The sequence below is a fragment of the Streptococcus sp. k-378 genome (assembly GCF_013277505.1).
In the GTDB taxonomy this organism is placed as follows: Bacteria; Bacillota; Bacilli; order Lactobacillales; family Streptococcaceae; genus Streptococcus; species Streptococcus pseudopneumoniae.
This window is the reverse complement of the sequence record NZ_VMNC01000022.1, coordinates 35,384-46,405: the sequence shown is the minus strand read 5'-3', so window position 1 is coordinate 46,405 and position 11,022 is coordinate 35,384. Positions and strand designations below refer to the sequence as shown.

Annotated in this window: 10 protein-coding genes and 1 pseudogene; 5 read left to right on the top strand and 6 right to left on the bottom strand. The window is 38.3% G+C overall.

Annotated elements, in window-relative coordinates; all coding sequences use genetic code 11:
* Positions 1 to 341: 341 nt before the first annotated feature.
* The 3 genes from HT719_RS02890 to HT719_RS02880 are packed head-to-tail and all read left to right on the top strand — an operon-like array spanning position 342 to position 2,961.
* Positions 342 to 1,400 carry an AAA family ATPase gene (locus HT719_RS02890; protein WP_138702870.1) on the top strand — a complete coding sequence of 353 codons (1,059 nt, stop codon included), beginning with the start codon at positions 342 to 344 and terminating at the stop codon, positions 1,398 to 1,400.
* Positions 1,401 to 1,409: 9 nt separating this feature from the next.
* Positions 1,410 to 2,189 (top strand): nicotinamide riboside transporter PnuC, encoded by a 780-nt coding sequence (pnuC, locus tag HT719_RS02885; RefSeq protein WP_023934043.1) that lies wholly within the window; start codon positions 1,410 to 1,412, stop codon positions 2,187 to 2,189.
* A 1-nt stretch (position 2,190) separates the two neighbouring features.
* Complete coding sequence (locus HT719_RS02880) at positions 2,191 to 2,961, top strand: NUDIX hydrolase (RefSeq protein WP_138701995.1); 771 nt, start codon at positions 2,191 to 2,193, stop codon at positions 2,959 to 2,961.
* 73 nt (positions 2,962 to 3,034) lie between these two features.
* Here the strand turns inward: HT719_RS02880 and HT719_RS11495 are convergent.
* Positions 3,035 to 3,264, bottom strand: a pseudogene (locus tag HT719_RS11495) (hypothetical protein).
* 287 nt (positions 3,265 to 3,551) lie between these two features.
* Here HT719_RS11495 and HT719_RS02875 point away from each other — a divergent pair.
* Positions 3,552 to 4,250: a hypothetical protein gene (locus HT719_RS02875; protein WP_138702869.1), complete on the top strand. Its 699-nt coding sequence runs from the start codon at positions 3,552 to 3,554 to the stop codon at positions 4,248 to 4,250.
* A gap of 70 nt (positions 4,251 to 4,320) precedes the next feature.
* Here the strand turns inward: HT719_RS02875 and dusB are convergent, their stop codons facing one another.
* Both dusB and hslO read right to left on the bottom strand, forming a co-directional pair.
* Positions 4,321 to 5,301 (bottom strand): tRNA dihydrouridine synthase DusB, encoded by a 981-nt coding sequence (dusB, locus tag HT719_RS02870; RefSeq protein WP_172928177.1) that lies wholly within the window; start codon positions 5,299 to 5,301, stop codon positions 4,321 to 4,323.
* On the bottom strand, positions 5,288 to 6,160 hold the full coding sequence (gene hslO / locus HT719_RS02865) for an Hsp33 family molecular chaperone HslO (protein WP_023934040.1): 873 nt from the start codon (positions 6,158 to 6,160) through the stop codon (positions 5,288 to 5,290). Before hslO ends, dusB begins: the two co-directional genes overlap by 14 nt.
* A gap of 164 nt (positions 6,161 to 6,324) precedes the next feature.
* Between hslO and HT719_RS02860 the strand changes: the two genes are divergently transcribed.
* Positions 6,325 to 7,752 carry a helix-turn-helix domain-containing protein gene (locus HT719_RS02860; protein ID WP_138706092.1) on the top strand — a complete coding sequence of 476 codons (1,428 nt, stop codon included), beginning with the start codon at positions 6,325 to 6,327 and terminating at the stop codon, positions 7,750 to 7,752.
* A gap of 133 nt (positions 7,753 to 7,885) precedes the next feature.
* Here HT719_RS02860 and HT719_RS02855 read toward each other — a convergent pair whose 3' ends face one another.
* The 3 genes from HT719_RS02855 to HT719_RS02845 are packed head-to-tail and all read right to left on the bottom strand — an operon-like array spanning position 7,886 to position 11,015.
* Entirely contained in the window at positions 7,886 to 9,175 is a 1,290-nt protein-coding gene (locus HT719_RS02855) for a DUF6161 domain-containing protein (protein WP_023934039.1), read from the bottom strand.
* 9 nt (positions 9,176 to 9,184) lie between these two features.
* A complete protein-coding gene (locus tag HT719_RS02850) occupies positions 9,185 to 10,171 on the bottom strand; it encodes an adenine-specific methyltransferase EcoRI family protein (RefSeq protein ID WP_023936772.1) in 987 nt (328 codons plus the stop codon).
* Between the two features lie 4 nt (positions 10,172 to 10,175).
* The gene (locus HT719_RS02845; protein ID WP_023934038.1) at positions 10,176 to 11,015 is read right to left on the bottom strand and encodes an EcoRI family type II restriction endonuclease; all 840 of its coding nucleotides are present in this window, start codon (positions 11,013 to 11,015) and stop codon (positions 10,176 to 10,178) included.
* Positions 11,016 to 11,022 lie beyond the last annotated feature (7 nt).

Here is an 11,022-nt window from a genome sequence, read left to right as displayed (position 1 = left end):
TGCCTTTCTTGTGTTTGTGGTTGAACAACAAGTATAACACAGAGGTGTTTTCTTATGCCTAGAAGAGCTTTCATTTGACAAGAGGAACCCTTGAAGCAGTTTTGTCAGCCTAACAGCATCAAGCCTCTTATCAAATGAAATCGAGTACTAGCTATCAGCTAGTTGAACCATCTAATTTTTAGGAGGGCTGGGTGGCTAACTTCATTATAGAACTTTCATTGGTTCTCTTTTTCGCAATGTTTTTATAAAAATGATAAAAACTATTGACAAAACAAAAATATAGTTTATAATAAAAACATAGATAATGAAAATATCAAAAACTATAAAAAGGTAATGCGTTTATGAAAAAGAAAACAGCAGTGATATTTGGGACATTTGCTCCGCTTCATCAAGGTCATATCGATCTAATCCAGCGAGCCAAGCGGCAGTGTGACCAGGTCTGGCTTGTCGTTTCAGGCTACGAGGGAGATATAGGGGAACAGGTAGGCTTAACGCTTCAAAAAAGGTTTCGCTATATCCGAGAGGCCTTTGGTGATGACGAGTTGACCTCGGTTTGTAAGTTAGATGAGACCAATCTTCCCCGTTATCCTATGGGTTGGCAGGAGTGGTTGAACCAAATGTTAGCGGAGATTTCCTATGATGAAACCCAGCAAGAACTAATCTTCTTTGTGGGAGAAGCAGATTACCAGCAAGAATTATCAAATCGTGGTTTTGAGACTGTCTTGCAAGAAAGAAAATTTGGTATCTCAGCGACTATGATTCGAGAAAATCCAAGCAAATATTGGAAATATATCGCTCAACCCTTCCGACGTCAGTTTACAAAGAAAGTGTTGATTATGGGAAGTGCCAGTAATGGGAAGACCACTCTGGCCAAGGATTTGGCTAGGTATTACGATGCACCCGTCAGTCTGGAATACACACGTGAGTACCAGATCAAAAACAATGTCCGCGATGATGAATTGACTCCAAAGGATTACTATTATCTCCTGTTGGGGCAGTATGACCAGACCTCTAAGTTAATTGACAGTAATGCCAATAGGGGACTGGTGATAGCAGACACCAACTCCTTAGTAACCAAGGGCTACTATGATTATTACATGGAGACTGAGGATAGAGGGGACTTATCGGGAGAGACTTTTGATAATCTCTTTGCCTCGATCTTGGCTAAGGAGAAATGGGACTTGATTCTCTTTGTGCAACCTGTCGGTTCCTATGTCAATGACGGATTTAGAGATATGACCATGGCAGAAGACCATATTCGTCATAGTTTTTCACAACATTTGGATCAGATGAGGGAGCGCTACTTAGCAAACATTCCACTAGTTTATCTAGCTGAGGATTATCTAGGAAATTATGAAGCAGCAAAAGTGGCTATTGATGCCATTTACCAAGCAGATTAGGAGAAACATATGAAAAAACTAACTGAAAAAATCACACAATTTATCGAAAACTTTAAAAATGTTCATGCAGAAGCTCGCAAAATCGGTTTTGCAGGAATCATGCACTTGCTCTGGAAAGATCTCTTTGTCGGTCGTAGCCTCTTCCAGTGGTTGTATCTCATCGCCTTGTCAAGTGTTCCCTTTATCTTGGAATTCACTCAAAATATAGATAGTCATGACTGGTTAAGCTTGTTTGCATCTTGGACTGGGATTGTCTGTGTTATCTTGGTAGCAGAAGGTCGTGCAAGCAATTATCTCTTTGGGGCTATTAACTCTGCTATCTATTTGATTTTGGCCATGGATGCGACTTTTTATGGCGAAGTCTTGACGACCGTTTACTTCTTTGTCATGCAGCCGATTGGCCTCTATGCTTGGCTGTCCAACCGTATTAATGACCAAGGAAAAGCAGAAGAATCTCATTTTGAAGCTAAGAAATTATCTATTTTTGATTGGCTCAAGTACTTGGTCTTGACTGCTATCATTTGGATTGGTATGGGCTTGGCTTATCAAAGCATCCATAGTGCTCGCCCTTTCCGTGATAGTGTTACCGATGCGACCAATGGTGTCGGTCAGCTCTTGATGACCCGTCTCTATCGTGAGCAATGGATTTTCTGGATTGCAACCAATCTCTTTAGTATTTATCTCTGGTGGGGTGAAAATATCCACATCCAAGGGATGTACTGGGTTTACACTCTCAATAGTCTAGTAGGTTGGTACCAATGGACCAAGGCAGTTCGTAAGGAGGCATAAAATGACGGACACGATGATTCCAGCAGGGATGGAAAAAGAATATTTTGAAATTCATGCTAGTCAGGAAGAATTTTTAGACTGGTACCACAAGCAGGAACTCCCTCAATACGAAAAACCAAGTGTAACGGTGGATATGGTAGCCTACTGCTTTGTCGAAGGAAAAATCAAGCTCTTATTAATTCGTCGCAAGGCTCATCCATATCAAAATTGTTTGGCTCTGGTTGGAGGATTTATGAACAAGGGCGAAGATGCTGCGCATGCCTGTCAGCGTGAGGTGAGAGAAGAAGTCAATCTCGATCTTCCTTTGGAAAAAATTGAGCAATTGATGACCGTATCGACTCCCGGCCGTGATCCACGGGGCTGGACAGTGACCATTGCCCACTTGGTTTATTTGCCTAGTCGTGCATTAGAACTGGTTCAAGCAGGAGACGATGCCAAGGATGTGTTTTTTGTAGATGTCGATTTTCAGACAGGCAAATGCTACCTAGAGGGAGTGGAGTTGGAGGAACAAGCCTTCGCTTTTGACCATTATGCCATTATTCAAGAGTCTATCAAACGAATCCAAGGCCGTCTCGACTGGAATCCGACCTTCCTTTATCTGCTGGAGGAGGAGTTCACTGTCTACGAAGGGACTGAACTGGTCAATCTCATCAACCCCGGTCGTCCAATCGTCAGCAATAACTTTCTCGTAAAATACGGAGAATATGTAGAAGAAGTTGGACTCAAACGAGTGCCTAAAAAGAAACCAAGAAAAACCTATCGATTGAAATAAAAAACGAGGTCGGGATAAAGTTCCTGACCTCTTTGTTTGCCTTTATTAGTTTGCTTTGCTGTTGCGACTGTTTTTAGGGATAGTTATCTTTCTTAGAATTGCTCAACATGTGAGTAAAAAGTCTTTGTATCGATACTTGAGATATTTTTCGTGTAGGAATAACAAAGCTATATAGAAAATCATAAAGACTGTGGTCAGATAGAAGATATCAAACGAAGTTTTGCCATAGTGAGTTGCGGATTTATAGGAACCAATTGCTCCCAAAATCAACCAAGGAAGATACTTGAAATACTTATTTAGTATAAGAGTGCACTTCCTATATTCTATTTCACTGTTATTATATTCCTTTGCAGCTAAATATGTAAGCGATTAAATAAGAGCGATTTAAAAAATTTTAAACAAAATAGGAATTTTTCTCTGTTTTTTCTATTAGATTACGAATAGAAGAGTAGGAGGAGTAAAGGTGTTTAAATTATGTGAGATTTTTAAAATAGTTTAAATAAATTATTGACATATTTAAATCTAAATGTTACAATTCCATTACAAAAAGATTTCTTTATATTTCTAAAATATTACAAAGGAGTAGAAAAATGAAAAAGAAAACCTATATCAAATTGATGGTAGCAACTGTATTGGCTTCTACCTTGCTACTGGGAGCTTGTGGAAATAAAAAGGAAACAACTCAAGCAAGCAGTTCTGCTAAGATAAGCCAGTCATCAAGCTCTAAAGCAGCCTCTTCTAGCAAAGAAAGCAAGACTCAGAAGTCCTCAACTTCAGCTTCATCTGAAAAGGTCAAGGCATCTACTGATCAATCTTCAGCAACTGCAAGGCCATCACAAGTGGCACCTGCACCAGAGCAAAGACAAGGTCAAGAAGTGTCTACTCAACAGGCAGCTAGTCAACAAACTCCTGCTCAGGCTCCTTCAACTCAACAGGCTCCTCAATCCCAGTCTAACCAATCAAGCTATGATCCTACAACTGACCGCAAACTTCAAGACAAACAAGCAGAGCAAAATAAACGCTACAAGGGTGTTTTAACCATGGTAGATGGTGATTTCTCAGCTGCAGCGGGCAATTGGAAGGGAGCAAATGGCGAAACCATCACAGTTTCATCAGGAGGTCAATTCACAGTAGAATCTGCTGATGGAAAGAAAGAAAACTACTCTATCAGAGGCTACTCTTATACTCTTGATGATGGCAAGTATAATGCCAAAATTGGTGGAGGAAAAATCATCCAAATTACAACAGGAGCGGATGGCAAGGTTTCCAGTGTTGCTTTGAGTCAATAATAACCCTTAGTATTTGAATTTTTACAGTCAAAAACCCGTAACCTTTAAGAGAGTTACGGGTTTTGGTCTATTAAGCCTTATCCAATTGCAAGAGGGCTTCAATCTCTGCTAGGGTGCTAGCTTGCGAAATGGTTCCACGGAGTTTGGCAGCGCTAGATGTTCCACGGAGATAGTGAGGAGCGAGGCCACGGAATTCACGAACTGCGACGTTTTCTCCTTTGAGGTTAATCAATCGTTTCAAATGTTCGTAGGCGATTTTCATCTTATCTTCAAAGGTCAAATCAGGTAGGATTTCTCCTGTTTCAAAGTAATGGTTGATTTGGTTGAAGAGGTAGGGATTTCCCATGGCAGCGCGGCCAATCATGACTGCATCAGCACCGACTTCTTCAATGCGTTGTTTGGCTTCTTGAACTGTACGGATGTCACCGTTGGCGATGAATGGAATCTTGGTCAGAGCTTGGGCAACCTTGTGCAGGGTCTCAAGGTCTGCGTGACCTGTATACATTTGCTCACGGGTACGGCCATGCATGGCGAGGGCAGAAACACCTGCTGCTTCAGCAGCGAGGGCATTTTCTACTGCAAGAGACGGGTCAGCCCAGCCGGTACGCATCTTGACAGTAAGTGGAATATCAAGGATAGATTGGACCTTGTTGATGATAGAGTAAATCTTATCTGGATCCTTGAGCCACATAGCGCCAGCTTCGTTCTTCACGATTTTGTTGACAGGGCAGCCCATGTTGATATCGACGATATTGGTTTTGGTGTTTTCTTGGATGAATTCTGCTGCGCGTGCGAGGCTGTCTTCATCACTACCAAATAGTTGGATAGAGACAGGGTTTTCGCCTTCGTCGATATGAAGCATGTGCAGGGTTTTTTCGTTGTTGTATTGGATTCCCTTGTCAGAGACCATTTCCATGACAACGAGTCCAGCTCCGAGCTCTTTTGCGATGGTACGAAAGGCTGAGTTGGTGACACCAGCCATAGGTGCTAAAACGGTACGATTGGGAATCTCAACATTGCCAATCATAAAAGGTGTATTAAGATTTGTCACGAATGAGTTCCTCCAGGTCCTTTTCATCAAAGTTGTAAGTAGTTTGGCAGAATTGACAAGTGATTTCTGCCCCGTGGTCTTCCTCTTTCATTTCCTGTAAGTCTGAGCTTGGAAGGCTGGCAAGAGCGTTCATAAAGCGTTCATGGCTACAGTCACATTGGAAACGGATTTCTTCTTCAGAAAGACGCTTGTAGGCTTCGTCTCCGTAGATAGCCTTGAGGAGGGCTTCGATATGGTCGTCGCTTTCGAGAAGAGTAGAGATAGCTGGCATTTCTTGGATGCGTTTTTCAAAGCGAGCAATCTCTTCTTCCTTGGCTCCCGGCAAGACTTGAACTAGGAAACCACCAGCAACCTTAACCTTGTCTTCTTCGTCCAAAAGGACATTGAGGCCGACTGCAGAAGGGGTTTGTTGGCTTTCTGTTAGGTAGAAAGCAAGGTCTTCCCCAATCTCTCCAGAGATGAGTGGGGTCAAGGAAGTATAAGGATTTCCAATGCCGTAGTCTGTGATAACGAGAAATTGACCATTTCCAACGAAAGGTCCGACTAGAACTTCACCAGTTGCGGTCTTTTTGATGTCAACGCCAGGATTTTGAACATAGCCTTTGACGTTCCCCTTGGTATCTGCGACCGTGATAATGGCCCCTAGAGAGCTAGAACCCAGCACCTTAACTGTTAGTTTAGTATTTCCTTTTTCATTGGCTGCGAGAATCTGGCTGGCGATAAGAGTTCGACCAAGCGCTACAGTTGAGCTAGCTTGGGTTTTGTGTTTTTCTTGAGCAGTACGGACGGTTTCTGTGCTATCAAGGACAAAAGCACGAAAGGCTCCGCTTTCTGATATAGTTTTAATAATTTTATCCATAGCTACTATTTTAGCATAAAAATGCCCAAAGAGGGAGCCGTGTGTTTACTGATTTTCAGGATAATGGACTAGGAAATCAGCGTGAAAATAAAAAGAGAAACAGATTATTTCAGCATTTGTAAGATTTATGCTATGCTTAAGGTAGAAAATGAAAGGGGTAACAAATGTATTTAGGAGATTTGATGGAGAAAGCCGAGTGTGGTCAATTTTCAATCCTTTCCTTTCTATTACAAGAGTCTCAGACGACCGTCAAGGCTGTAATGGAAGAAACAGGATTTTCAAAAGCAACTCTAACCAAATATGTCACCCTGCTCAATGACAAGGCTTTGGATAGTGGTTTAGAGTTGACTATTCACTTAGAAAATGAAAATCTGCGCCTGTCGATCGGTGCAGCTACCAAGGGGAGAGATATTCGGAGCTTGTTTTTGGAGAATGCTGTTAAATACCAGATTGTGGTCTATCTTCTCTACCACCAACAATTTTTAGCCCATCAGCTGGCTCAAGAATTGATGATTAGCGAGGCTACGCTTGGGCGTCACTTGGCTGGTTTAAATCAGATTTTGTCAGAATTTGATTTATCCATCCAAAATGGACGTTGGCGAGGTCCAGAGCATCAGATTCGCTATTTCTATTTCTGTCTTTTCCGCAAGGTCTGGTCTAGTCAGGAGTGGGAAGGTCACATGCAGAAACCAGCGAGAAAGCAGGAAATTGCTACACTAGAAGAAATCTGCGGTGCAAGTTTGTCTTCGGGTCAGAAATTGGACTTGGTTCTCTGGGCTCATATCAGTCAACAACGTCTTCGGGTCAATGCTTGTCAGTTTCAAGTCATAGAAGAAAAAATGCGAGGGTATTTTGACAATATTTTCTACCTTCGTTTGCATCGAAAGGCTCCGTCCTTTTTTGCTGGGCAACACCTCCCTCTCGGAACTGAGGATGGGGAGATGATGATATTCTTCTCTTTCCTCCTATCTCATCGCATTCTTCCTCTTCATACTATGGAGTATATCCTTGGTTTTGGAGGACAGTTGGCAGGTTTACTGACGCAATTGATTCAAGAAATGAAGAAAGAGGAGTTACTGGGGGATTATACAGAGGACCATGTCACCTATGAACTCAGTCAGCTTTGTGCTCAAGTCTACCTCTATAAGGGCTATATTTTACAGGATCGCTACAAGTACCAGTTAGAGAATCGTCATCCCTATTTACTGATGGAACATGATTTTAAAGAGACAGCAGAGGAGATTTTTCATGCTCTACCTGCCTTTCATCAGGGGACAGATTTAGATAAGAAGATTCTCTGGGAATGGCTGCAGTTAATCGAATATATGGCTGAAAACGGTGGCCAGCATATGCGGATTGGTCTGGATTTGACATCTGGTTTTCTTGTCTTTTCAAGGATGGCAGCCATTTTGAAACGGTATTTGGAATACAATCGTTTTATTACCATTGAAGCCTATGATTGTACTCGGCATTATGATTTGCTGGTTACCAATAACCCGATTCATAAGAAGGAACAGACGCCAGTCTATTATTTAAAAAACGACTTGGATATGGAAGATTTGGTAGCGATTCGCCAGTTATTGTTTAGTTAAAGAAGATGGCAAAAAAACTCAATTTTAGGAGAAAAAGAAGTAAAATTTTCTGCAATAAAACGCATATTATCGAGTCTTTTCAACACTTGACAATATGCGTTTGTTTGACTTTAAATTCTTTTTGCTCAGCCTTTTATTTTATATTCTTAGACAAAATTGCTAGAATTACCTCGTTATCATTTGTGTTATCTACTTTAATAAGACCTGTATCAATTCTACTAAATAATGAATTAATAATGATTAGTCTTTCCTCTTTATCAATATTTGTACCAGCATAAGTCAAAGATTGATAAAATCTAGTTAAAGCTGCTTTCTGTTTGTATTCGGTGGCTAAATGATGATTTGACATTACGATTTTTACCAGTATTCTAATTATATAGATAAAGAAAGAAATAACAGAAATAAATACGAATGATTCTGAAAGAAAAGGAATTTCTTTGATGATATCTAAAGAATAATTATGTATAACTGTAATTAATTTTGTCGAAGTAAAAATTAAAGCTAGTACAGTTACAATAAGGATGATAGTCCAATTTCTAGCCTGCTTTATATATTCTGTAGCACGTTTATTCCAGAGTTGTTCGGGTGCCTCCAATGATAGTTTATTCTTATAAGTCTCCTCTAAATGTTCAAGTTTATCTTTCTTTTCCTTTTGCCAACGATTTATTGAGCTTTGAAACTCTTTTAATTCTATGGCCTTATCATCAAATTGTTGTTGAATATCATTGTATCTGTTTTCGATAAAAGAGGTAATTTCTTTATATTGTTCATTAGAATTATCAGAAATTTCTTGTAACTTACTGGTTAATGGATATATAATATTTTTTTCAAAGTCGAATATATTTTCCCTAATATTAGAGAACTGTTTTCTAAGTAAATACAGAGCCGGATAGAATTGGTATGGATAAGAGCTTGAAAAATAATTGCCTATAGAACTTATATTCTTAGAGAGATAGATGTAACTTCTTATCGCTTCTGTAAGATTGTCTGTTGTTTGCTCTATATAGAATGAAACAAAACTCTTTATTTTTCGAATTTCTAAATCTTTATCAATAGGTGAATCAATTGATAGTATGTAAACAAGCTTCCCTTGCTCAGTAGTTTCACGACTACTTGACAAGTTATAATAAAGATAGTTATTTATAGTATCCGTATTTAAGTCGTCAATCTCAGAAAGAAATTTCCTTATGCCATTTATCTTATTATTCATGATTTGCCAATTTGAATAATAATTAGATGGTGCTTTTTCTGAAACAATCTTCCAATAGTCAAAATTAGTTTTTATTACTTTTTCAATTTGATCAAAAGTAAACATCGCTTCACGTTCGTTGAAGTTTATAGTATTGTTACTGTTAATTGTAAATCGAAATAAAATTTTATCATCCAAAAAATTAGATATTTGTTTGCTCGTAAAACTCATCATACTACCAGCCTATTTAGTCGTTTGAAACTTCTTATTTTTAATTAATATCCTAAAATAAGTGCTCTTACCATTTATTGATAAATCTTTTCCGTCATCTCCTTTTCGGAATCCAACAATTTCAAATTGATTTGGATTAAACTTATGAAGAAAAGTTATTGGAACTCCCATAACTCCTCGATAATCATAAGGAATATCTACTGTTTTATTGATATTGATACCGTTGTAATTATCGTAGGTTAAATATTGGTCTTCATTATTTTTATACTTTTTGGTAAGAATAATGTCCTCGTGCCTTTTGAAATTATCTAAATTTGTTAGCCATAAACAGTTATTAGGGGAAACAATTCTTTCACCACGTTCATTTATAGTGGTTTCTGTCCCATAGAGTTCATAGTGGTCTGGAACGATAAATCCAGAAATACCACGTCCCATATTTATCCCCATCCAAACTTTATTGTTTTCTATGAGTTTAAAAGTTTCTTTGTAAGTAATAGCATTAATATTGCCAATGATTAAAAATTGTTTATCATATTGAACAACTTGTGCAAGGAAGTCTCTGAAAAGTGAAAATGGTGGATTTGTTACCACTATATCTGCTTCTTTTAATAGTTTCATACTTTCCTCACTGCGGAAATCACCGTCACCTTTAAAAAATGTCACGTCATTTAGACTGGGAATAATGACCTCTTCTTTTTTCCCAGTGTATTCATAGTAAAAGCCATTTGAAATTTCTGAATTTAAGCTAAATAAATCAAATTGTTGTTCGATATAACAGGATGCAATCAGCTTTTTCAAACCAAGTTCATTAAAATTTTGAGCAAAATATCTATAAAAATTGCTAGTTCTGGGGTCATCACAATTGCAAAATATAATTTTGTTTTTGAAATGTACCTTGTAATGATGTAACTCCCTATCTATATCTTGTAGTTGAGTATAGAACTCATCATTTTTATTTTTTTTTGCCTTTCTTAAAAAATCATTTTCGTTTTTTCTCATTATCTTATTCCATACTCCTTGTTAATTGGTTAAAAATATCGCTTCCCAAAACTTTAAGAGACGTCTTAGCAACATCTAACATTATATTAAACATTTCCTGAGGATTCCAGTGACTTCCATCACCAGTTGTATAGATAGAGGTTGCTTGAAGCATTATTGATTTGTCTTTATTTTTTATAAATTTATTTTTGCACAAATTAGTATTGATTGGCATGCCGTAATTGGCAGCAGTTAGTCTGTCTAAGCGGTTTAGTATTCCTGAGTCATGTTCAAGTATAACAGACCGTCCGTCTGGCCGTATTACAGAGATAGTTTGCGTTAAAAAATTAGAACCTTCTAGAAAAATAATATAAGGGAAGTGTTCCTCGGATAGCATAAAATTTGCTATTTCAGCAATATTTTTATGTGAGCGTTCAATAGCATTTCCGGCAGCCATTAAATCTTGGTCGTTGTTTTTTCCTACTAGTTTACCTGATTTAATATTTTCAATATCTTTTCCTTGATGTTTAGCTTCTGTTACTAGAACTACACGCCAACTGCCTGAATCATCTTTTACCTCAATGATACCGCCGTCAGGAATAATACTTGCATTCTGTGTAAATAAAGTTTTTCCTAAATCTTTATCCAGCTTACTAAGATAATGATTAATCTCCTTTTTACTAACTGATTTTCTAAATCTAAACTCTAACATCGGATATAATTCCTCTAGTTTCGATTTTACTAGATGAGAGATAGTGCCTACGGCAATATCATGAGATTTTGCATCTTCTCCGAATATACCTACTACTCCTCTTGAATCTTTATGTTGGTTAGTTAGACGATTAGATTGATTCTTTTTAGCCATAAAATTC

Excerpts from the sequence above, each read along its gene's own strand:
- HT719_RS02880 (WP_138701995.1), top strand. The coding sequence starts at position 2,191 with ATGACGGACACGATGATTCCAGCAGGGATGGAAAAAGAATATTTTGAA.
- HT719_RS02875 (WP_138702869.1), top strand. The coding sequence starts at position 3,552 with ATGAAAAAGAAAACCTATATCAAATTGATGGTAGCAACTGTATTGGCT.
- HT719_RS02855 (WP_023934039.1), bottom strand. The coding sequence starts at position 9,175 with ATGATGAGTTTTACGAGCAAACAAATATCTAATTTTTTGGATGATAAA.
- HT719_RS02860 (WP_138706092.1), top strand. The coding sequence starts at position 6,325 with ATGTATTTAGGAGATTTGATGGAGAAAGCCGAGTGTGGTCAATTTTCA.
- pnuC (WP_023934043.1), top strand. The coding sequence starts at position 1,410 with ATGAAAAAACTAACTGAAAAAATCACACAATTTATCGAAAACTTTAAA.
- HT719_RS02850 (WP_023936772.1), bottom strand. The coding sequence starts at position 10,171 with ATGAGAAAAAACGAAAATGATTTTTTAAGAAAGGCAAAAAAAAATAAA.
- hslO (WP_023934040.1), bottom strand. The coding sequence starts at position 6,160 with ATGGATAAAATTATTAAAACTATATCAGAAAGCGGAGCCTTTCGTGCT.
- HT719_RS02845 (WP_023934038.1), bottom strand. The coding sequence starts at position 11,015 with ATGGCTAAAAAGAATCAATCTAATCGTCTAACTAACCAACATAAAGAT.
- HT719_RS02890 (WP_138702870.1), top strand. The coding sequence starts at position 342 with ATGAAAAAGAAAACAGCAGTGATATTTGGGACATTTGCTCCGCTTCAT.